The sequence below is a fragment of the Oceanicola sp. S124 genome, from assembly GCF_000220565.1.
In the GTDB taxonomy this organism is placed as follows: domain Bacteria; phylum Pseudomonadota; class Alphaproteobacteria; order Rhodobacterales; family Rhodobacteraceae; genus Pseudooceanicola.
Map to the genome: position 1 here is coordinate 17,934 of NZ_AFPM01000335.1, position 21,838 is coordinate 39,771.

Genomic DNA, 21,838 nt, shown 5'->3' on the forward strand with positions numbered 1-21,838 from the left:
CGTAAAAAACCTTGTCCGAACGCGTCCGAGCGTGCGGTTCTGGTCCCGACCTCCCGCCGGGAGTCAGAGCATGACATTTATTATTCCTTATTCAAAGCGCGATATACTTAAGGATTTGTACAGCATCCCTTAACTTCCCAAGTGACGCTCTGCCCTTCGCCCCACCTGCTCCCACGGGCTTTTTCCCCAATTAGCCGAGCACGAAAACGACGGTAGGCCCGCCGGTCGGGAGCATCTTGCCCTGATTTTCAGAGACTCCCCGGGGGGCCTCGCATTCGCCAACGCGCATGGCTGCCGCTCGCACCGGGCACGGCGGATGAGCGGTCCCGACCAGTCCCGCCTGCCCTCGCAGCAGTAGAAGCGGCTCGGAAGAACCCGCGAGAGGGCGCGCATCCCCTGCCCCGTGGCTCCCCCGTCCGAAGGTCACCCTGCCTGCCGGCCATCCGCCGGTGGCGTCGTCCGGGGGCCATGCCGCCGGGGTCCATGCCGCCGGGGGGATGAACCGCGCGCCGGGCGCTCAGTCCCGGGCGCGGAAGGGCTGGCCCAGCGACAGCGGCACATCCAGCGCCATGCGGGTGCGGTTCTGCGAGATCAGCACCAGCACGAGGATGGTCGCCAGGTAGGGCGCCGCCGAAAGCGCCTCGGAGGGCACCGGAAGGCCAAGGATCTGGCCGTGCAGCTGCAGGATCGTCACGCCGCCGAAGAGCACCGCACCGGCCAGCACCCGCACCGGGCGCCAGGTGGCGAAGACCACCAGCGACAGGGCGATCCAGCCGCGCCCGGCGGTCATGTTCTCGACCCAGATGCCGGTATAGGCCAGCGACAGGTAGCCCCCCGCCAGGCCGGCCAGGGCGCCGCCCCAGAGGACGGCCAGGAAGCGGATGCGCAGCACGTCGTAGCCAAGGGCATGGGCATTGCCCGGGGCCTCGCCCACCACCCGCAGCACCAGCCCGGCCCGGGTCCGGTTGAGCCACCACCAGGTGGCCGGCACCAGCGCCAGCGCCAGGTAGACCATCGCGTCGAAGCGGAACAGCAGCGGCCCCGCCACCGGCAGCTCGGCCAGCGGCCCGAGGGCCAGCGGCGACAGCGCCTCGATCGGGCGCGAGCCGAAGCCCGCCCCCAGCGTCGCCGAGACGCCCGAGCCGAAGATCGCCAGTGCCAGCCCGGCGGCATATTGGTTGGTCAGGAAGATCAGCGTCAGCACGGCGAAGAGACCCGCCGCCAGAGCGCCCGCCAGCGCCGCCACGGCAAAGGCCGCCAGCAGCCCCCCGCCCTGCACCGCGACGAGGAACCCCGCCGCCGCGCCGATCAGCATCATGCCCTCGATCCCGAGGTTGAGGACGCCGGATTTCTCGACCACCAGCTCTCCCAGGGCGGCGAGCAGCAGCGGCGTGGCAGCGATGACGGTGCCGGTGAAGATGGCGATGAGAAGCGGACTCATGCGGGCCTCCCCCTGCGGCGGGCGCCGGTGTGGCGGACCAGCCGGTAGCTGACGAAGAACTCGGAGGCCAGCAGCAGGAACAGCAGCAGGCCCTGGAAGACGCGGGTGATCGGCGAGGGAATGCCATGGGTCATCTGCACGCTCTCGCCGCCGACATAGGTCAGGGCCAGGAACAGCCCTGCCAGCAGGATCCCCGGCGCCGAGAGGCGGCCGACGAAGGCGACGATGATCGCCGCGAAGCCATAGCCCGGCGAGATCACTGCCGAAAGCTGGCCGAGCGGCCCCGCCGCCTCGTAGAACCCGGCGACCCCGGCGGCGGCGCCCCCGGTCAGCAGGCCGATCCAGATCGCGCCCCGCTCGGAAAAGCCGGCGTAGCGCGCCGCGCGTGGTGCCGCGCCGCCGACCGAGAGGCGATAGCCCGCAAAGCTGCGCCCGGTGAAGACCCACAGCGCCGCGAGCGCCAGCAGCGCAACGAAGACCGAGGCGGTGACGCGATACATCGGGTCCAGCGGCTGCAACATGCCCGCCGGTGGCAGCAGCGCGGTCTGGGGGAAGTTGTAGCCGTTCGGGTCGCGCCACGGGCCGCGCACCAGGAAGGACAGGGAACAGCCCGGCGATATAGGTCAGCATCAGGGTGACGAGGATCTCGTTGGTATTGGCCCGGGTGCGCAGCAGCGCCGCGATGGCGGCCCAGGCCGCGCCCCCCGCCAGCCCGGCGGCGCACATAAGCGGCAGCAGTACCGGGTGCAGCGCCGCGGGGGCGAACAGCCCCACCCCGGTCGCCGCAATGGCGCCCATGGTCAGCTGCCCCTCGGCACCGATGTTCCAGACATTGGCCCGGAAGCCGACCGCCAGCCCGGCGGCGATGAGGATCAGCGGCACCGCCTTCACCAGCAGCTCGGTCACGCCGTAAAGGCTCGAGACCGGCCGGATGAAGAAGGCGTGCAGGGTCTCGAGTGGCGGCAGGCCGAGCGCGGCGAACAGCGCCCCGCCACAGAGCAGCGTCAGCGCGACGGCGACCAGCGGGGCCAGCAGGTTGGCGAGGCCTGAGACGCTGCGGCGGGGTTCGATGCGATATCTCATGGCTTACTCCGCTGCCTCGGGGGCCCGCACGCCGGTCATCAGCGCGCCGAGGCGGTCCTTGGTGGCCTCGTCTCGCGCCAAGGGATGCGACAGGCGCCCGTCCGAGAGCACATGGATCCGGTCGCAGATCTCGATCAGCTCGTCGAGTTCCTCGGAGAAGACCAGCACCGCGGCCCCCTGCCGCGACAGGTCGATCAGGCGCTGGCGGATGAAGGCGGCGGCGCCGACGTCGACGCCCCAGGTGGGCTGGGCGACGATCAGCACCTGCGGTGCCAGCGCCAGCTCGCGGCCCAGGATGAATTTCTGCAGGTTGCCCCCGGACAATGACGAGGCCAGCGCCCCCGGCCCGTCGGCCTTGACCGAGAACCCCCCGATGATCCCGGCGGCGCGGCGGCGGGCCTCGCCGAAGCGCACCATGCCGTGCCGCACCAGCCCCGAGGCATAGCCGGTCAGCACTGTATTGGCGGTCAGCGAATGGCCCGGAACGGCACCGCGCCCCAGCCGTTCCTCGGGCACATAGGCCATCCCGGCGCGGCGGCGCCGGTCGGGGCGCATCTGTCCGACGGGGGCGCCGTCCAGCAGCAGGCAGCCGGCAGGCGACAGGGCCTCGCCGCTGAGGCAGGCGGCCAGTTCGGACTGGCCATTCCCGGACACACCGGCGATGCCGACCACCTCTCCGCCATGCAGGTCCAGCGAGATGTCGTGCAACCGGCGCCCGGCCGGCCCGAGCGGCGCCCCCGTGAGCGCCCGCACCGACAGGCGCGGCGCCGGCGAGGGCATGCTGGCGGGGCGTTCGGGGATCGGCAGGTCGCGGCCCACCATCATCACCGCAAGTTCGTGGCTGGTGGCCTGGCGCGGGTCGACCTTGCCCGTCACCCGTCCGCCGCGCAGCACCGTGGCCGCGTGGCAGAGCGCCCGCACCTCGTCCAGCTTGTGCGAGATGTAGATGATCGAGCAGCCCTCGGCGGCGATCCGGCGCAGCACGGTGAACAGCTGTTCGACCGCCTGCGGCGCCAGCACCGAGGTCGGCTCGTCCAGGATCAGCAGGCGGGGGGCGCGCATCAGGCAGCGCAGGATTTCCAGCTGCTGGCGCTCGCCCATCGACAGGTCCATGACCGTGCGGTCGGGATCCACCGCCAGCCCGTAGCGCGCCGCCGTCTCGCGGATGCGCAGGCGCAGGGCGGGCAGGTCCAGGCGGCCTTCCAGGCAGAGCGCCACGTTCTCGGCCACCGAGACTGTCTCGAACAGCGAGAAGTGCTGGTAGACCATTTCGATGCCCAGGGCGCGGGACTGGCCGGGACTGTGCGCCTCAAGCAGCGTGCCGTCATAGCGGATTTCGCCCGCATCGGGACTGGTGACGCCGTAGATGATCTTCATCAGCGTCGACTTGCCCGCCCCGTTCTCGCCGAGGATGGCGTGGATCTCTCCCCCGGCGACCGAGAGAGAGATATCGTCATTGGCCACCACGCCGGGATAGGCCTTGGAGATACCGGCCAGTTGCAACCTTGCGCTCATGCAGGGATCCTTTCCGCCGGCATCTCCGGTCTTCGCGTGGATCAACCGAGCTGGCCGATCATCCCGGCGGCCAGCCAGTCGATGCCGCGCACCGCGCCATCGGCCATGACCTCGCCCTCGGGCACGATCACGTTGCCCTGGTTGTCCGAGATCGGTCCGGCGTAGGGCTGCACCTCGCCAGCACCGATGGCGACGACCAGGGCGTCAAGCTCGGCGCGGACCTCGGCCGGAATGGCCTCGTGGAAGGGCGCCATGGTGACGACACCGGCGGCCAGCCCGTCCCAGGCCTCTTCGGTTTCCCAGGCGCCGTCCAGCACCGCGCGGGCGGCACCGACATAGTCCTTGGACCAGTCCAGCACCACCGAGGTCAGCTGGCTGTCGGGCCCGAACGAGATCAGGTCGGAGGCGTAACCCACCGAGTAGATGCCCTGCTCCTGCGCGGTCTGCACCGCGACGCCGGTGTCGGTCATGCCAAGCAGCACGTCGGCGCCCTGGGCGATCAGGGCGGCGGCGGCCTCCTTCTCCTTGCCCGGGTCGAACCACGAGTTCAGGAAGACCACGTTGCAGGTGATATCCGGGTTCACCGACTGCGCGCCCAGCAGGAAGGCATTGCCGGGGCCGACGATGTCGGGGATCGGGAAGCCGCCGATGAAGCCCAGCTTGCCGGTCTTGCTCATGTGGCCTGCCGCGACGCCGGCGACATACATGCCCTCGTAGTACTTGGCCTCGAAGGTCGCCAGGTTGTCGAAGTGGACGATGCCCGAGCAATGCTCCCAGGCCACGTCGGGGAAGCGGGGGGCCACCTTCTGCATCGGTGCGCCGAGCGAGAAGGAGGTGCCGAAGACCAGCCCGTGGCCGGTGGCGGCCATCTCGCGGAAGACGCGCTCGGCGTCCTGCGGCAGGAAGGTATTGTCGACGACGGTCACTTCGACGCGGTCGCCGAACTCGGCCTTGATCGCCTCGATGCCAAGGGCGTGCTGCTTGGCCCAGCCGATTTCGGCGGCGGGCGAGGCATTCACCTGGCCGATCTTCAGGACACCCTCGGCGCTGGCAAGGCGCGGCAGGGCCAGGGTGCCCGCAAGGGCAGCGGAGCCCTGCAGCAGCGTGCGGCGGTTGATCGTCATTTTCACTCTCCTGTTGCTGACCCGGGGGGAGCCGGGCGTCTGGTCGTGCCGCCTGTCAGGCGGTCTGGGAATGGCTGTCCAGCCAGGGGGCAAGCGCCCTGGCGAGGCTCTCTGGTTCGGTGACCGGGGCCTCGACGTCGTAGCCCCGGGCGATGGACTGGTAATGGTTCTGGATCAGCGCCAGCGCCTCGGGCACACGGGCCGCGCGCAGGTGCTCCAGCAGGTCGCGGTGATCGTCGTTCAGGCGGCAGCGGTGGTAATCGCGGTTGACGTAGAGCTGGCGCAGCAGCTGCATCCGGCGCACCAGCCGGGCGTGGATCTCCTGCACGGCGCGGTTGCCCGACAGCGCGATCATGTGGTCATGGAAGACGGGGCCGATGATATCCGCGTTCTCGTTGTCGCCCGCCGCCATGCTGGCCTCGACCTCGTCGACATTGGCCTGCATCACGTCCCACTCGCGCCCCGAAAGCCGCTGCATCAACTGGAAGGCCACGCCCTGTTCCAGCGCGCTGAGCGCCTCGAACAGCTCCTGCGCCTCGCGGTGCCCAAGCTGTGCGACCGAGGCGCCCCGGTTGACCCGCGTCTCGACCAGCCCGCTTTCCCCGACGATGATCAGCGCCTGCTTGATCACCGCGCGGGAGGTGCCCCAGACCTCGGCCAGCTCGCGTTCCCCCAGCTTGGTGCCGGGGGGCAACGCCTGGGCGACGATGGCCGCGATCACCGCCTCGGCGATCTGTCTGGGTCGGTCTGTCATCGGGTCGCTCTGCCTATTGCCTGTGCATCCGTATCGATCCGACAAAGCGAGCGGCTTTCTCCTCTTGTCAAGCCAGAGCAAGCCTTGTCATAGCTAAATTGAAGAATTGCTATGCAATCTGCTGAAATGATGAACGGAGCGCTAGGTGAGCCCCCAGACACAGCCCGACCCCTTCATGCGGGACCAGTGGTATCCGGTCTCTGCCCTGCAGGATATCGCAGCCGGCACGCCACGGGTGACGAAACTCTTCGGCCAGCGGGTGAGCTACCGCCGCGAGGCCGATGGTGCCTGTTCCGCAAGCACCGAGGACCGCGCCCTGCCCGTCCTGCAGCGATACGGCTGCCTCTGGACTTCGCTCGGCACCCCCGGCGAGTTGTTCGAGATTCCCGAATACACCGAGGCCGACCGGCGCAACGTGGCTGCCGGCACCGTCGCCGTGCAGGTCTCGGCGCAGCGCGGCATCGAGAACTTCCTCGACATGGGGCACTTTCCCTATGTCCATACCGGCATCCTCGGCGCCCTGCCCCATACGGAGGTCAAGGAGTACAACGTCGAAGAGACCCCCGACGGGCGCGAGATCATCGCCACCGAATGCCTGTTCTACCAGCCCATGGCCTCGACCGTCTCGACCTCGGGCGCGGATGTCGAATACATCTACCGGGTGCCGCATCCGACCTGCTCGGTGCTCTACAAGTCCTCGCCGCTGGACGAGAAGCGGCTGGATGTGATCGCCCTCTTCGGCCAGCCCACGGGCGAGGAGAGCTTTCGCGGCCACATGGTGCTGTCGATCCTCGATGACGTGAACACCGACGATTTCATCAGCTACTTCCAGCTGCACATCTTCGGCCAGGACAAGCCGATCCTGGAAAACCAGATGCCCAAGCGGCTGCCGCTGGATCCCCGGGCGGAAACGCCGATCCGGGCGGACAAGACCTCGATCATGTATCGCCGCTGGCTGACGCGCCATGGCGCGACCTACGGCGTGATCCCGGCACAGGGCTGAGGAAGGACCAAGCCAATGAGCGATATGACCTGGGTCCCCGTGGCCAATGCATCGGACCTGGCGCCGCGCCATGTCTTCCAGGGCCGCCTTCTGGGGCAGGAGCTGGCGATTTGGCGGGCCGACGACGGCAATGTCAACGTCTGGGAAAACCGCTGCCTGCACAGGGGCGTGCGCCTGTCGATCGGCGTCAACACCGGCAGCGAGCTGGTCTGCCAGTACCACGGCTGGCGCTATGCAAACCGCAATGCCGGCTGCACCTACATCCCCGCCCATCCTGCCGACGCCCCGCCGCACACCATCTGCAACCGGACCTGGCCGGCGCTGGAACAGGACGGGCTGATCTGGACCCATTTCGCCCCCGTCGATCCACCGCGCCCCGAAAGCCTCGGCGCCGGGGCCCTGGCCCTGCGGCCCCAGCCCGTCGCCGCCGCGCCCGAACTGGCGCGCGCGGTGCTGGCCGGGCTGTCACCCGAGGGCTTCGGACCGCTCGGGCAGGATCTGGTCGCCAGCGGCCCCGCGGGCCGCCTGCGCCTGATGGTGCAGGCCGCCGATGCCGGCCGCGCGGTGCTGCGCGGGCTGGTGCTGTCGGACGAGGCGCCCCTGCCCCTGCTGCGCCGCCTCTCGCTGGTCCTGCGGCTGGCGCGGGACGAGATCGAGCGCCGCGCCGCGACCCTGCCCGTGCCCGCGCCGATCCCGCACCGCTCGGAACGGGTTGCGCCCGAACTGGCCGAGATGCCCGAGATGGTCTCGGGCCCCGCCCGCATCCGGGTGCGCGTGGCGAAGAAGCAGATCGTCGGAGAGGACATCGTCGCACTGGAGCTGGCCGGGCTGCGCGGCACCCTGCCCGCCTCCCAGCCCGGCGCCCATATCGACGTCGCGCTGCCCAACGGGCTGCTGCGCCAGTATTCGCTGGTCAATGCCCCGGGCGAGACCGACCGCTACGTCATCGGCATCAAGCGCGAGGCCCAAAGCACCGGCGGCTCTGCCGCGATCCACGACAGCCTGGCCGAGGGCGACCTGCTGGCGATCTCCGAGCCGCGCAACAACTTCACCCTGCGCCGCGACGCCGAAGAGACCGTGCTGATCGCCGGGGGCATCGGCGTGACGCCCCTGCTGTCCATGGCCGCCGCGCTGCGGGACGAGGGGCTGCCCTTCACCCTGCACTACTTCGCCGCCAGTGCCGAGACCCTCGCCTTCGGCGAGCGGCTGGCCCTGCTGGGCGAGCGGATGGTGCCCTACCTCGGGCTGGACGCGGCCCAGACCACCCTGGCGCTGCAAGGCATCCTGAAGGGTCCTGGCGCCGACCGTCAGGTCTATGTCTGCGGCCCCGCCCCGATGCTGGACGCCGCCCGCGCCACGGCCGCCGAAGCGGGCTGGCCCGAGGCCGCCGTCCACTTCGAGTATTTCGCCAACACCCGCGAGATTGACACCTCGTCGAGCTTCCGCATCGAACTGGCGCGTTCGGCCCTGTCGCTGGAGGTGCCCGCCGGGCGCTCGATCCTCTCGGTGCTGCAAGAGGCCGGGGTGGCGCCGCCCTCGTCCTGCAGCCAGGGCGCCTGCGGCACCTGCATGGTGCGCCTGCTGGAGGGCGAGCCGGATCATCAGGACGTCTACCTGACCGGCGCCGAGAAGGCCGCCGGAGAGAAGATCCTGACCTGCGTCAGCCGCGCCAAGTCCGACCGCCTCATCCTGGATCTCTGAGCCATGCCAACACTTTACGACTTCGACCTCTCGGCGGATTGCTACAAGGTGCGCCTGCTGGCGGCGATCCTCGGCATCCCCTATGACCGCCATAACGTGGATTTCTTCCCCGGGATGAAGCACCTCTCGCCCGCCTTCCTGGCGGTGAACCCGCTCGGCACCCTGCCGGTCTGGGACGAAGGCGACCTGCGGCTCTGCTCGGCCCATGCAATCCTCGTCTACCTCGCCGAACGCCACGCGCCGGGCGGGCCCTGGCTGCCGCGCGACCCCGCACTGGCGGGCGAGGTGCAGCACTGGCTGGGCTTTGCCGAGGGTCTCGCGACCTCGGCAGGCGCGGCGCGGCTGGCCGCCGGCATGGAGTTCGACCTCGATCTCGCGGCCGCGCAGGCCCGGGCGCATCAGCTCTTCGAGCGGATGGACGAACACCTGTGGTTCCGCGAGCGCGAGGGCGGCAACTGGCTGTGCCGCACCCTCCAGCCAACCCTGGCCGAGATCGCCTGCTTCCCCGACGTGATGCTTTCCGAAGAGGGCGGCATCGCGCGCGAGGACTACCCCGCCCTGCGCCGCTGGAGCGACCGCGTGAAGCGCATCCCGGGTTTCGAGGTGATGCCCGGCATTTTCCCTGCAAAGATCGGCGCCTGACGCATGAAGACCCAAGATTTCGCCCGTGTCGTCACGGGCACCGCCTTCCACACCCCTGCCCGGGATCGTCTGGAGGTGCTGGAAGACCACGCCTTCGTGCTGGACACCTCGGGCACCATAACCCGCCTGTTGCCCCCCGATCACCCCGAGCGCCCCGCCCTGATCGAGGCCGCCCGCCAGCGGGGCGTGCTGAGCGAACTGCCCGAGGGCAGCGTCCTGATCCCCGGCCTGATCGACCTGCATATCCACGCACCCCAATGGCCCCAGCTTGGCAAGGCGCTGGATGCGCCGCTGGAGGCCTGGCTGCAAAAGTACACCTTCCCGATGGAGGCGCGCTTTGCCGATACTGCCTTCGCCGCCGAGGTCTACGACGAGATGGTCGCCACCCTGCTGGCCCATGGCACGACGACGGCGGTCTACTTCGGCTCGGTCGAGGTGGCGCCCAACCTCGTTCTCGCCGAGGCCTGCCTGCGCCACGGCCAGCGGGCGCTGATCGGCAAGGTCGCCATGGACGATCCCGACAACTGCCCCCCCTACTACCGTGACGCCAGTGCCGAGGAGGGGCTGGCCGAGACGCGCCGTTTCGTCACCGAGTTGCGCGCACTGGCCGGCGACGACCCGCTGGTGCTGCCCGTCATCACGCCGCGCTTCATCCCCTCGTGCTCGGACGAGCTGCTGGCGGGTCTGGGCGCCATGGCGCGCGAGCTGGATTGCCATGTCCAGACCCATTGCTCGGAAAGCGACTGGGAGGTCGGCCATGTCGCCGCCCGCCTCGGCCAGACCGATTGCGAGGCGCTCTCGGGGCACGGTCTGCTGACCGACCGCACGGTGCTGGCACATTCGAACTTCGTCACCGGGGGCGACATGGAGATCATCTGCGCCCATGGCTCTGCCGTGGCCCATTGCCCGATGTCCAACGCCTATTTCGCCAATGCGGTCTTCCCCCTGCGCGCCGCAATCGAGCGGGGCGTGAAGGTGGGGCTGGGCACCGATATCTCGGGCGGGTTCAGCCCCTCGCTGTTTGATGCGGCGCGCCACGCGCTGATGGCCTCGCGCCACGCCGCCTCGGGCACCGATCCCGCGCTGCCGCCCGAGACGCGCGGCCCCGGCACGCGGCCGCTCGGCACCGTCGAGACCTTCTGGCTGGCAACCGCCTCGGGCGGGGAAGCGCTGCGACTGCCCATCGGGCAATTCCGCGAGGGCTACCGCTTTGATGCACTGGCGATTGCGACCAATGCCCCCGGCTCGAGCCTGCGCTACTACCCCGCGCTGGACCCGCTGGAAGAGCTGTTCGAGAAACTCGTGCTCACCGCCGACCGGGGCGCCATCGCAGAGGTCTGGGTCGACGGGAAACGCCGCCTCGACTGACGCGGCGCCGTTGCGCGGGCCTAGGTGGCGTCGACCCGCCGCGAGGCGCGTCGGGTGCTCAAGTTGCGCCACAGGAAGGCGGCGAGGAAGATCGCCGTCAGCACCAGCACCACCGTCGCCGCCGGAGAGCTGTCGAGCCAGAAGCTGGCATAGCTGCCACCCAGCATCGAGAGCATGCAGACCGCCACAGAAAGCGCCATCATGCGTCCGAAGCTGCGCGTCAGCAGGAAGGCGATGGCCCCCGGCGCGATCAGCAGCGCCACCGCCAGGATCAGCCCCGTGGCGCTGAGCGTGGCCACGATGGTCAGCGACAGCACGGTCAGCAACCCGTAGTGCAGCAGCCCGACCCGCAGACCCGAGGCCCGGGCCTGCGCCGGATCGAAGGCATGCAGCAGGAGGTCGCGCCACTTCAGCAGCAACACGCCCGAGACCGCCAGGGCGATCAGCCCCGCCGTCCACAGATCCCCCGGCCCCACGCCCAGCATGTTGCCGAAGAGGATGTGGTCGAGATGCACGTTGGTATGGATCGAGGTGTAAAGCACGATGCCCAGCCCGAACATGCCCGAAAAGACGACGCCCATCACGGTGTCCTGCTTCACCCGGCTGTTCTCGGCAAGGTAGCCGGTGGCCAGCGCCGTGGTCATCCCCGCCAGGAAGGCGCCGAGGATCAGCGGCACGCCGAGGATATAGGCCAGTACGACGCCGGGCAGGATGGCGTGGGAAATCGCGTCTCCCATCAACGCCCAGCCCTTGAGGACGAGGAAGCACGACAGCAGCCCGGTCGGCACGGCGACGATCATGCCGATCAGGAAGGCGTTCTGCATGAAGGGGAATTGCAGCGGCATCAGCAGGGTGTCGATCATGCCCCGATCTCCCCGGCCAGGGCCTCGGCGGCGCGGCGGCGGGCCGCCAGCATGCCGTGCTTGGGCGCCAGCACGAAGGTGGTGAGGAAGACCAGCGTCTGCAGGATCACGATCACCCCGCCCGTCGCCCCGTCGAGGAAATACGAGAGATAGGCCCCGGCAAAGCTGGTCAGCGTGCCGATGGCAACCGAGGTCATGATCAGCCGCGAGAAGCGGTCGCAGAGCAGGTAGGCCGTGGCCCCCGGCGTCACCACCATGGCGATCACCAGGAAGGCGCCGACGGTCTGCATCGCCGCCACCACCGAGGCCGAGAGCAGCACGAAGAACACCGCCTTCAGCAGCCCCGGGCGCAACCCGATGGAGCGGGCGTGGTTCTCGTCGAAGAAGACCACCACGAGGTCCTTCCACTTCGCCAGCAGCACCACGAGGGAGACCACCCCGATGATCACCAGTTGCAGCGTGTCATCCGGGGCGATGGCCAGGATATTGCCCATGGTGATGGTCTGGATCGACACCGCGATCGGATTGACCGAGGCCATGAACAGCCCCAGCCCGAAGAACGAGGTGAAGATCAGGCCGATGATCACGTCGACCTTCAGCCCCGAGCGGTCCGACAGGAACAGCATCGCCGCCGCCGCCAGCCCGCCCGACAGGAAGGCGCCAAGCGCGAAGGGCAGGCCCAGCATGTAGGCCCCCGCCACGCCGGGCACCACCGAATGGCTGAGTGCATCGCCGATCAGCGACCAGCCCTTCAGCATCAGGTAGGAAGACAGGAAGGCGCAGACTCCGCCGACCAGGGCCGAGACCCACATGGCGTTCAGCATGTAGCCGTAGGTGAACGGATCGAGCAGCTGGCTCATTCGTCGCGCTCCTTCGTCCGGATAGGCAGCCGGGCGGGCTCTCCGTATTGCACGAAGGGGCGTTCGTCGTCGGTCAGGATGGTGACGTGGCGCTCGTCCTCGTCGTCATGCAGGTCCGAGCCGCCGAGGGTGAAATGCCTCAGCACGCCGCCGAAGGCGCGGGCCAGGTTCTCGTGGGTGAAGGTGGTCTCGGTGGGCCCGTAGCCCAGCACGGTGCCCTTGACCAGCACGGTGCGGTCGCAGAATTCAGGCACGGTGCCCAGGTTGTGGGTCGAGACCAGCATCACCCGGCCCTCGTCGCGCAGCTCGCGCAGCAGGGCGATGATCTGGTCTTCGGTCTTGACGTCGACGCCGGTGAAGGGCTCGTCCAGCAGGATCACCTGCCCTTCCTGGGCCAGTGCGCGCGCCAGGAAGACGCGCTTCTTCTGGCCGCCCGACAGCTCGCCGATCTGGCGTTTGCGGAAATCCAGCATGTTGACCCGGCTCAGCGCCTGTTCCACCGCCGCATGGTCCGCCGCCTTCGGACGGCGCAGGAAGCCCATGTGGCCGTAGCGCCCCATCATCACCACGTCCTCGACCAGCACCGGGAAGGACCAGTCGACCTCCTCGCTCTGCGGCACATAGGCCACGAGGTTCTTGCGCAGGGCGTCCTTCACGCTCATGCCCAGCAGCCGGATCTCTCCGCCTGCCACCGGCACGAAGCCCATGATCGCCTTGAACAGGGTGGATTTCCCGGCCCCGTTGACCCCGACGAGGGCGGTCACGGTGCCGCGCGGGATCTCGAAGCTGGCGTGCCGCAGCGCGGTGTGGCCGTTGCGGTAGGTGACCGTGACGTCACGGGCGCAGATACCGCCCTCGGGATCTTCGTGCTGGCCCGGGATGGTGACCGGAGCTTGCTGTTCGTCTTTCATCTCATTCGCTTTCCGCCGACACCGCCAACGGGGGCGGGACGGCCTGCGACGGGCCGCCCGAGGCGGCCGCGCCGCGCTTACTTCAGACCGTCTTCCAGCCCGTTTGCAATGGTTTCCGCGGTGACGCGCAGAAGATCGAGATAGGAGGGCACCGGGCCGCCCTCTTTCGACAGGCTGTCGACGTAGAGAACGCCGCCGTAATGGGCACCCGTCTCGCGCGCGACCTGTTCGGCGGGGGCGGTGTTGACCGTGCTCTCGCAGAAGACCACGGGAATCTCGTTATCGCGCACCCCGTCGATCACCGCACGCACCTGCTGCGGCGTGCCCATCTGGTCGGCGTTCATCGGCCAGAGGTACAGCTCTTTCATGCCGAAATCGCGCGCCAGGTAGCTGAAGGCGCCTTCGCAGGTCACCAGCCAGCGTTGCGCCTCGGGAATCGTCGCGATCTCGTCGCGCAGCGGTTCCAGCGTGGCCTTCAGCCGCTCGGCGTAAGCTTCGGCATTGGCGGCGTAGACCTCGGCATTCCCCGAGTCCTGAGCGCTCAGCGCCTTCTCGATATTGTCGATGTAGATCAGCGCGTTATCCAGCCCCATCCAGGCATGGGGATTGGGCTTGCCCTCATAGGCGCCCTGGGCGATCGGGATCGGGTCGATGCCTTCGGTCAGGGTCGCCGAGGGCACGTCCTTGAGGTTGGCAAGGAACTGTTCGAACCACAGTTCGAGGTTCAGGCCGTTCCACAGGATCAGGTCGGCGCCCTGGGCACGCACGATGTCGCGCGGCGTCGGCTCGTAGCCGTGGATCTCGGCCCCCGGCTTGGTGATCGAGGCGACCTCGGCGGCATCGCCCGCCACCTGCTGCGCCATGTCCGCCAGGACGGTGAAGGTGGTCACCACCTTCAGCTTGTCCCCGGCCAGCGCGCCCTGCCCCAGCATCAGCGCCACTGCCGTCCCCGCCAGCAGCGATTTCGCCACGATCTTCATTCCTGCAGCTCCTTGTTGCGAGTTATTCTCATCTAAGAGCGCGCGCCGGAGACAAGTCAAGACTCCTGAGAACCGTTCTCAACAAAAACCCTGTTTCTGCGTGGAAAGATGCCGACCGGCGGGCACCACAGCCCCGGTTTCTGCATCTGCACGGTCAAGACTTGCGAAAATTGCAATCGAAGGACCGATCTTTGCAATTTTGGTTGCCACCGCCGGGAACTTAAGGTGAGGCACGATCCAAGGGAGGACACCATGCAACAATTCCGTTGGCGCCATCTCGGCGCCGCGAGCGCGCTTGCGCTTGCCACCGCGATCACCCCGGCCTTTGCCGGCCCGTCCGACGACACGCTGCGGGCGGCCATGTCCGAGGAGATCCTGAACCTCGACTACAACTACACCACCAAGCGCGAATATATCATCCTCGCCCAGCTGACGGATGCGACGCTCTTCGATATCGACCCCGAGACGCAGGAAGTGAACCCTTCGATCGCGACCGGCTACGAGTTTCTCGACGAGACCACGCTGGACGTGACCCTGCGCGACGACGTGAAGTTCCACGACGGCAGCACCCTGACCCCCGCCGACGTGGCCTATACCTACAACTGGATCAAGGACGAGCGCAGCGAGAGCAACGCCGCCGGCGTCGTGCGCCGCTGGCTGGACAACGCCGAGGTCACCGGCCCGAACACCGTCCGCTTCCACCTGAACTCGGTCTATCCGCTGGTGATCCGCGACATGGCCGCCCGGATCATGATCCGCAAGGACGGCACCTATGACGCCGGCGGCGAGGTCGACCGCGATGCCATGGCGCAGAACCTGAACGCCACCGGCCCCTACAAGGTCGTCTCCTTCGAGCCCGGCACCGAGCTGGTGCTCGAGCGCAACGCGGACTACTTCGGCGAGGCGCCCGCCATCGAGCATATCGTCGTGCGCAACATCCCCGATGTCGGCACCCAGCAGGCGGAAATGATGTCGGGCGGCATCGACTGGATGTTCAACGTGCCGCTGGACCTGGCCGAAAGCCTGGGCGCCACGCCGATGGCCACCCACCTGGCCGGTCCCGACCTGCGCGTCGCCTTCATCGTGCTGGACAGCCATGGCTACACCGATCCCGAGGGCCCGCTGACCAACGTCAAGGTGCGCCAGGCGATCAACCACGCCCTGAACAAGCCCGAGATGGCGCAGTATCTCATCGGCGGCTCTGCCGAGGCGATCCACACCGCCTGCCACCCGGCGCAGTTCGGCTGCGACACCTCGGTCACCAACTACGAGTACGACCCCGAGAAGGCGAAGGCCCTGCTGGCCGAAGCCGGCTACGCCGACGGGTTCACCCTGCCGCTCTGGGCCTACCGCGAGAAGCCCGTGGCCGAGGCCGTGGCCGCCGACCTGACGGCGGCCGGCATCGACGTGGACCTGCGCTACGTCAAGCTGGAAAGCCTCAACCAGGCCCGCGCCTCCCGCGACATCCCCGCCTATATCGGCACCTGGGGCTCTGGCGGCACCGCCGACACGGCAGCCATCGCGCGGATCCACTTCGACATGTCCAGCGACCGCAACATGACCGGCGACGAGGCCCTGGCCGAGGAAATCCTTTCGGCCGAGCAGACCAACGACCAGGCCGAGCGCAAGGCGATCTATGCCTCCGCCCTCGGCAAGATCGCCGATGAAGCCCTCTGGGCCCCGCTCTTCACCTACTCGGCGAACTACCTCGTCTCGCCCGAGCTGGACTTCCCGCTGGATCCCGACGGCCTGCCCCGTCTGCAGAATTCCAGCTGGAAATAAGCCGGCCTGACAGCTGACGGCAGGGGCCGATCTTCCGGCCCCTGCCCCTTGGAGGACCCAGAATGCTCAGATACATCGCGCTGCGGGGGGCCCTTGCCCTGGCCGTGGCCTTCACTGTCTCCCTCGCGGCCTTCCTGCTGCTGAACGTGGCCGGCGACCCTGCCCAGGCCATCGCCGGCGAGGACGCCACCCCCGAGGTGATCGAGGCGATCCGCGCCCGCTACGGCCTCGACCAGCCGTTGACGGTGCGCTACTTCGACTGGCTCGGCGGCGTGCTGCAGGGCGACTTCGGCGAAAGCTACTACTGGCACAAGCCGGTGGCGGACCTGGTCATCGACCGCGCCGACGAGACCATCGCCCTCGCGCTCTCGGCCCTCTCGGTCACCATCCTCATCGCCATTCCCCTGGGCGCGCTGGCCGCGCTGAACCCGAATTCCTGGGTCGACCGCTTCGCCCTCGGCGTCGCCGTCTCGGCGCAGGCGGTGCCAAACTTCTGGCTGGGCCTGATCATGATCATCCTCTTCGGGGTGATGATGCCGATCTTCCCGGTCTCGGGCGACAGCACCTGGAAGCACTTCGTGCTGCCGGCCTTCGTCCTTGGCGCCTCTTCGGTGCCCGCCGTGATGCGCCTGACCCGCACCGGCCTGATCGAGGTGATGGGCGCCGACTACATCCGCACCGCCCGTTCCAAGGGCTTCCGCGGCTGGTCGCTGCTGCGCCGCCACGCCCTGCGCAACGCCCTGCTGCCGGTGATCTCGGTGCTGGCCGTGCAACTGGGCCAGAAGTTCGGCGGCTCGGTCATCACCGAAAGCATCTTTGCCATCAACGGCCTCGGGCGGCTGGCGCTGGAAAGCATCCTCGGCATGGATATCCCCACCGTGCAGATGCTGATCTTCGTCTTCGCCATCGTCTTCGTCGCCATGAACCTGCTCGCCGACATCCTGAATGCGGCGCTTGACCCGAGGATCCGCATCGGATGAGCACCACAGACATCACCCTGACGGCCGTGGAAGAGGCAACGCCCCTCACCCCCGGCCAGATCTTCCGCAAGCGCCTGTTCGGCCATACCGGCTTCCTGATCGGCGCCTCGATCATCCTGGCTATCGTCGTGGTGGCGATCTTCGCTCCGCTGATCGCGCCGCATGATCCCTACGTGCAGTCGCTCTCGACCCGCATGCTGCCCCCGGTCTGGTCCGAGGGCGGCACATGGGAGCACATCCTGGGCACCGACCAGAACGGCCGCGACTACCTGAGCCGGCTGATCTACGGCACCCGCGTGTCGATCACCATCGGCATCGGCGCCGCCTCGGTCGGGCTGGTGATCGGCGTCACGCTCGGCGTCATGGCGGGCTATTTCGGCGGCTGGATCGACCATGCCATCAGCTTCCTGCTGACCGCCCAGCTGGCCCTGCCCGGCCTGCTGCTGGCCATGGCGCTGGTGTTCATCATCGGCCCCTCGATCTGGGTCGTGATCGGCATCGTCGGCGTGCTGCACTGGACCTACTACCTGGTCGTCACCCGCGCCGCCACGCAGCGCATCCGCAACCTCGATTTCGTCGCCGCCGCCAAGGCCTCGGGCGCCTCGTCCCGCCAGATCATCTGGCACGAGATCCTGCCCAACCTCGCCTCGGCGATCATCGTGATCTTCACCTTCGAACTGGGCATCGCCATCCTCGCCGAAAGCTCCCTGAGCTTCCTCGGCGTGGGCATCCAGCCCCCGACCCCCTCCTGGGGTCTGATGATCGCCGAGGGCAAGCAGGCCATGTTCTACCGGCCCTGGCTGGTCATCCTGCCCGGCATCTGCCTGTTCCTGCTGGTCATCGGCGCCAACCTGATGGGCGACGGCCTGCGCGACATCACCTCTCCGGAAGGGCGCAACGAATGAGCCTGCTTGATATCCAGAACCTCGACGTCACCCTGGCGCTGCCCAATGGCCCGCTGAAGGCCGTGCGCGACGTGACCTTGACGCTTGAGCCCGGCGAAAGCCTTGGCATCGTGGGCGAAAGCGGCTCGGGCAAGTCGATGACCGCGCTGGCGCTGATGCGCCTGCTGCCCCGGTCCGCCACCTGCGAGGCCACGGCGCTGCGTTTTGCCGGTCAGGACCTGCGCGACCTGAGCGATCCCGACTTCGCCCGCCAGATCCCCGGCCCCCGCATCGGCATGATCTTCCAAGAGCCGATGACCTCGCTGAACCCGGTCTACACCATCGGGCGGCAGATGACCGAGGCCACCGTGGCCCGCGGCCTGCTGAGCGAAGCCGCGGCGCGCAAGAAGGCCATCGACTTGCTGGACCGCGTCGGCATCCCCGACCCCGAAGGCCGGATGAGCCAGTTCCCCGCACCAGATGTCGGGCGGCCAGCGCCAGCGCGTGATGATCGCCATGACCCTGATGCTGGACCCGGAACTGCTGATCGCGGACGAGCCGACGACCGCGCTGGACGTGACGGTGCAGGCGCAGATCCTCGACCTGCTCGACGACCTGCGCCGCGAGCGCGGCATGGGCCTGATCCTGATCAGCCATGACTTGGCCGTGGTCGCCGAACGCACCGACCGCGTGGCGGTGATGTACCTGGGCGAGCTGGTCGAACAGGGCACCGCGCAGGATGTCCTCTACCGCCCGCAGCACGACTACACCAAGGCCCTGCTGGCCGCGATCCCGCGCCTTGACGGACCGGCCCGCGTGCCCGCCCAGGCCGCCGCCGCGCCAGAGGTCGAAAAGGTCATCTCGGCCACCAACCTCTGCCGCGAATTCCACTCGCGCAAGGGTCTGTTCGGCCCGAAGAAGACCGTGCGGGCGCTGGATGACGTCTCGCTGGAACTGCGGCGCGGAGAGACGCTGGCGGTGATCGGCGAAAGCGGCTCGGGCAAGTCGACGCTGGCGCGCATCCTGCTGGGGCTCGACCTGCCTGATGCGGGCGACGTGCGGATGCTGGGCCGCCCGGTGCTGGATCTGCCCGGCGCCGAACGCGCCAGCCTCGTGCAGCCGGTCTTCCAGGACCCCTACACCTCGCTGAACCCGCGCCGCCGGCTGAGCGAGATCATCGCCGCCCCCTCGTGCTGCGTGGCGAGGGCGACAGCGCCTCGCGCCTCGCTGCCGTCAAGGACGCCATGGAGAAGGTGCGCCTGCCCGGTCGCCTGATCCACGCCTACCCCAGCCAGCTGTCGGGCGGACAGCGCCAGCGGGTGGCCATCGCCCGCGCCCTGATCACCGAACCCGAGGCGCTGATCTGCGACGAGCCGACCTCGGCGCTGGATGTCTCGGTCCAGGCGCAGATCCTCGAGCTGCTGGACGACCTGCGCGCCAAGATGGGCCTGACCTGCCTGCTGATCACCCATGACATGGCCGTGGTGCATGAGACCGCCGACCGTGTCGCGGTGATGTACCAGGGCCGCGTGGTCGAGGAAGGCAGCGCCCGCGACGTGCTGGGCAATCCGTCCAACGACTACACCGCGCGCCTGCTGGCCGCTGCGCCGCGCTTTGGCGCCACGCAAGAGATGGAGGCGGTGCAGTGAAGCTTTCGACCACCGCCCTGACGCCCGCGACGCTGTTTGCCCGCGAAACGCTCTGGCAAAGCTGGCTGGATGTCGAGGCCGCCCTGGCCGAGACACAGGCCGAGATGGGGATCATCCCCGCCGACGCGGCAAGAGGCATCCGGGAGGCCGCAAGCCTAGCGCGCATCGGCATCGAGGAACTTCAGGCCGACATCCGTGTCACCCATGCGCCGATCCTGTCGCTGACCCGCCTGCTGGCGGCGGCGGCGGGCGAGGCCGGAGCCTATGTGCATTGGGGGGCAACCACTCAGAACGTCATGCAGACGGGGCGTATCCTGCTGATCCGCGAGGCCGACCGGGCGATCCGCAAGGCCCTGGGACAGGCGCTGCTCAAGCTGGCCGAGATGGCCGAGACCCACGCCGAGACCCTGATGCCGGGCCGCACCAACCGCCAGCACGCCCTGCCGATCAGCTACGGCTTCAAGGTGGCGGGCTGGATCGAGGAACTGACCCGCGCGCTGGATCGCCTGTCGGACGGGGGGCGTCGCCTATTCGTGCTGCCCTTCGGCGGCGCGGTCGGTGCCATGCATGCCTTCGGCCCTGAGGGCGCCGAGCTGAACCGCCGCCTCGCGGCCCGCATGGGGCTGGGCACGCTGCTGGTGCCGGGCCGGGCGATCAACGACCTCTTTGCCGACTACATCACCCAGCTGTCCCTGCTGGCGATGACGCTTGAGCGGGTGGCGGCAGAGCTTTACCTGCTGATGACGCAGGAGATCGGCGAGATCGCCGAGCGGCTGGACGCGGGCACCGTCGGCTCGTCCACCATGCCGCACAAGGTCAACCCCAAGTACGTCGTGCGGGTACTGGCCCAGACCGGAGAGCTGCGCGGCCTCGCCGGCCCGGCGATGGAAACGGGCCGCTCAAGCCATGAGGGGGATTCGGCGCAGAACCAGATGCTGTCCACGCTGCTGGATCGCGCCGTGCCCCTGGCATGGGAGATGGCCGAGGGCTTCGACGCCCTGCTGGGCCGGATCGAGGTGAAGGCGCCGAAGATGGCCGAGAATGCCGCGCTGTCGGGTGGGGCCATCGCCACCGAGGGGCTGATGATGCGCCTCGCGCCGCTGACCGGCCGGGCCGAGGCGCATGACCTGATCCACCACGCGCTGGATCACCGCGCCCCGGGCGACAGCCCGACCGAGGCGCTGGTCGCCTCGCCCGCCCTGCTGGCGCATATGTCCGAGACCGAGATCCGCAACGCGCTGGACCCCGCCGCCTATTGCGGCGACAGCGCCCGGATCTCGCGCGATGCGGCGGGGCTGGCACGCGAGACGGCCCGCGCCATCGCCGGCTAGATCAGGTAGACGAGCCCGGCCACCCCGGGCTCGTCCCGCCGCCGCGCCTCGACATGGGCGGCAAGACCATCAAGGAACAGTTCGGACAGGTCGGCACGCGGCCCCTTGGCATGGACGCTGGCATAGGTGATCCAGTGATCGCCCTCCATCGGGCGCATCACCATCCCCGCCATCGCCGAGGCCGGCAGCACCACCGGGTCGATCAGCGTCAGCCCCAGCCCCTGCCGCACCATCTCGACCGTCACCAGCGTCGAGCCGGTCTCGAAGGCGATCTTCGGACGCAGGCCCGCCTCGCCCATCACCTCTTCCAGCCGGTAGCGCCAGCGCTGCCCCGTCGCCAGCGTCACCAGCGGCTCTTCGGCCAGCTGCGCCAGTGTCACTTCCTCGACGCCCGCCAGCGCATGGCCCTCGGGCATCAGCACCGACAGGCGCGAGCGCAGCAGGGGCATGATGTCGATGGGGATGATCTCGTTTTCCACCGGCAGGGAGATCAGGCCGATGTTGTAGCCCCGCGCCGCCACCTTGCTTTCAATCTCGAAGCGGTTCTCGACGTGGACGGTGCATTCCAGCTCGACCCCCTCGCGGCGCAGCCGGGCGATGGTCGGCACCACCAGCCCGTTCGCCATCGGCGCCGCCGTCACCACCGACAGCCAGCTGCGCGAGCGCGAGCGCAGGTCACGGGCGATCAGGGGGATTTCTTCCAGCCCGTCCAGCGTGTTCGAGATCTGCTGGTAGAACAGCGCCCCCTCTTCCGTCAGCTGAAGGTTGCGCCGGTCACGCGAGAAGAGCGCAATCTGCAACTGCCCTTCCAGCTGCGACAGCAAGCGGCTGGCCGCCGAGGCCGAGAGGTTCAGCCGCTCGGCCGCCTCGGCAAGCGAGCCGGTCGCCACCACCGCCCGGAACAGGCGCAATCCGCGTAGGTTCATCTGTCCCTCCCCCAGCCCTCCGGCCGCCGGCTCTCCCCTGC

The 21,838-nt window shown here is 68.7% G+C and carries 20 protein-coding genes and 2 pseudogenes; 11 read left to right on the forward strand and 11 right to left on the reverse strand.

What is annotated here, in order from left to right; translation table 11 throughout:
* Positions 1-517: 517 nt before the first annotated feature.
* The 6 genes and pseudogenes from OS124_RS28115 to OS124_RS25770 all read right to left on the reverse strand — a co-directional run bounded on the left by OS124_RS28115 (position 518) and on the right by OS124_RS25770 (position 5,917).
* Positions 518-1,441 (reverse strand): ABC transporter permease, encoded by a 924-nt coding sequence (locus tag OS124_RS28115; protein ID WP_010142392.1) that lies wholly within the window; start codon positions 1,439-1,441, stop codon positions 518-520.
* Positions 1,438-2,031: an ABC transporter permease subunit gene (locus OS124_RS28120; protein WP_010142393.1), complete on the reverse strand. Its 594-nt coding sequence runs from the start codon at positions 2,029-2,031 to the stop codon at positions 1,438-1,440. The genes OS124_RS28115 and OS124_RS28120 overlap by 4 nt, the downstream gene beginning before the upstream one ends.
* 76 nt (positions 2,032-2,107) lie before the next feature.
* Positions 2,108-2,524: pseudogene (locus tag OS124_RS28400) on the reverse strand (ABC transporter permease subunit); the annotation flags it as partial.
* Between the two features lie 3 nt (positions 2,525-2,527).
* On the reverse strand, positions 2,528-4,039 hold the full coding sequence (locus tag OS124_RS0122970) for an ABC transporter ATP-binding protein (protein ID WP_010142395.1): 1,512 nt from the start codon (positions 4,037-4,039) through the stop codon (positions 2,528-2,530).
* 41 nt (positions 4,040-4,080) lie between these two features.
* On the reverse strand, positions 4,081-5,163 hold the full coding sequence (locus OS124_RS0122975) for a BMP family ABC transporter substrate-binding protein (protein WP_010142396.1): 1,083 nt from the start codon (positions 5,161-5,163) through the stop codon (positions 4,081-4,083).
* 55 nt (positions 5,164-5,218) lie between these two features.
* Entirely contained in the window at positions 5,219-5,917 is a 699-nt protein-coding gene (locus OS124_RS25770; RefSeq protein WP_010142397.1) for a GntR family transcriptional regulator, read from the reverse strand.
* A gap of 145 nt (positions 5,918-6,062) precedes the next feature.
* Here OS124_RS25770 and OS124_RS0122985 point away from each other — a divergent pair, with 145 nt between their 5' ends.
* Genes OS124_RS0122985 through guaD form a run of 4 tightly spaced genes read left to right on the forward strand, consistent with a single transcriptional unit; the run spans position 6,063 to position 10,631 of the window.
* Complete coding sequence (locus OS124_RS0122985; protein ID WP_029375679.1) at positions 6,063-6,920, forward strand: aromatic ring-hydroxylating oxygenase subunit alpha; 858 nt, start codon at positions 6,063-6,065, stop codon at positions 6,918-6,920.
* Between the two features lie 15 nt (positions 6,921-6,935).
* Positions 6,936-8,621 carry a Rieske 2Fe-2S domain-containing protein gene (locus OS124_RS0122990; RefSeq protein ID WP_010142402.1) on the forward strand — a complete coding sequence of 562 codons (1,686 nt, stop codon included), beginning with the start codon at positions 6,936-6,938 and terminating at the stop codon, positions 8,619-8,621.
* 3 nt (positions 8,622-8,624) lie between these two features.
* Positions 8,625-9,263 carry a glutathione S-transferase family protein gene (locus tag OS124_RS0122995; RefSeq protein WP_010142403.1) on the forward strand — a complete coding sequence of 213 codons (639 nt, stop codon included), beginning with the start codon at positions 8,625-8,627 and terminating at the stop codon, positions 9,261-9,263.
* Positions 9,264-9,266: 3 nt separating this feature from the next.
* Positions 9,267-10,631 (forward strand): guanine deaminase, encoded by a 1,365-nt coding sequence (guaD, locus tag OS124_RS0123000; RefSeq protein ID WP_010142404.1) that lies wholly within the window; start codon positions 9,267-9,269, stop codon positions 10,629-10,631.
* Positions 10,632-10,651: 20 nt separating this feature from the next.
* On the opposite strand, the gene OS124_RS0123005 is transcribed toward guaD, so the two are convergent.
* The 4 genes from OS124_RS0123005 to OS124_RS0123020 all read right to left on the reverse strand — a co-directional run bounded on the left by OS124_RS0123005 (position 10,652) and on the right by OS124_RS0123020 (position 14,197).
* Positions 10,652-11,494 (reverse strand): metal ABC transporter permease, encoded by an 843-nt coding sequence (locus OS124_RS0123005; protein WP_010142405.1) that lies wholly within the window; start codon positions 11,492-11,494, stop codon positions 10,652-10,654.
* A complete protein-coding gene (locus tag OS124_RS0123010; RefSeq protein WP_010142406.1) occupies positions 11,491-12,354 on the reverse strand; it encodes a metal ABC transporter permease in 864 nt (287 codons plus the stop codon). Before OS124_RS0123010 ends, OS124_RS0123005 begins: the two co-directional genes overlap by 4 nt.
* Entirely contained in the window at positions 12,351-13,265 is a 915-nt protein-coding gene (locus OS124_RS0123015; protein ID WP_010142407.1) for a manganese/iron ABC transporter ATP-binding protein, read from the reverse strand. The genes OS124_RS0123010 and OS124_RS0123015 overlap by 4 nt, the downstream gene beginning before the upstream one ends.
* Positions 13,266-13,342: 77 nt before the next feature.
* Complete coding sequence (locus OS124_RS0123020; RefSeq protein WP_272941962.1) at positions 13,343-14,197, reverse strand: metal ABC transporter substrate-binding protein; 855 nt, start codon at positions 14,195-14,197, stop codon at positions 13,343-13,345.
* Positions 14,198-14,497: 300 nt separating this feature from the next.
* Between OS124_RS0123020 and OS124_RS0123025 the strand changes: the two genes are divergently transcribed.
* The 7 genes and pseudogenes from OS124_RS0123025 (at position 14,498) to OS124_RS25785 (ending at position 20,871) form a co-directional block, all read left to right on the forward strand.
* Positions 14,498-16,027, forward strand: a complete 1,530-nt coding sequence (locus OS124_RS0123025) for an ABC transporter substrate-binding protein (RefSeq protein ID WP_010142409.1) — start codon at positions 14,498-14,500, stop codon at positions 16,025-16,027.
* A gap of 62 nt (positions 16,028-16,089) precedes the next feature.
* Positions 16,090-17,007, forward strand: a complete 918-nt coding sequence (locus tag OS124_RS0123030; RefSeq protein WP_010142410.1) for an ABC transporter permease — start codon at positions 16,090-16,092, stop codon at positions 17,005-17,007.
* Complete coding sequence (locus tag OS124_RS0123035) at positions 17,004-17,912, forward strand: ABC transporter permease (protein WP_010142411.1); 909 nt, start codon at positions 17,004-17,006, stop codon at positions 17,910-17,912. Before OS124_RS0123030 ends, OS124_RS0123035 begins: the two co-directional genes overlap by 4 nt.
* A pseudogene (locus OS124_RS28130) lies at positions 17,909-18,280 on the forward strand (ATP-binding cassette domain-containing protein); the annotation flags it as partial. The gene OS124_RS0123035 and the pseudogene OS124_RS28130, both read left to right, overlap by 4 nt.
* Positions 18,281-18,398: 118 nt before the next feature.
* A complete protein-coding gene (locus OS124_RS28235) occupies positions 18,399-19,166 on the forward strand; it encodes an ATP-binding cassette domain-containing protein (protein WP_202799087.1) in 768 nt (255 codons plus the stop codon).
* Positions 19,136-19,540, forward strand: a complete 405-nt coding sequence (locus tag OS124_RS28240) for an ATP-binding cassette domain-containing protein (RefSeq protein ID WP_010142415.1) — start codon at positions 19,136-19,138, stop codon at positions 19,538-19,540. The genes OS124_RS28235 and OS124_RS28240 overlap by 31 nt, the downstream gene beginning before the upstream one ends.
* The gene (locus OS124_RS25785; protein WP_010142416.1) at positions 19,537-20,871 is read left to right on the forward strand and encodes a lyase family protein; all 1,335 of its coding nucleotides are present in this window, start codon (positions 19,537-19,539) and stop codon (positions 20,869-20,871) included. Before OS124_RS28240 ends, OS124_RS25785 begins: the two co-directional genes overlap by 4 nt.
* On the opposite strand, the gene OS124_RS0123055 is transcribed toward OS124_RS25785, so the two are convergent.
* A complete protein-coding gene (locus tag OS124_RS0123055) occupies positions 20,868-21,797 on the reverse strand; it encodes a LysR family transcriptional regulator (RefSeq protein ID WP_010142417.1) in 930 nt (309 codons plus the stop codon). The two genes, OS124_RS25785 and OS124_RS0123055, sit on opposite strands and share 4 nt — an antisense overlap.
* Positions 21,798-21,838 lie beyond the last annotated feature (41 nt).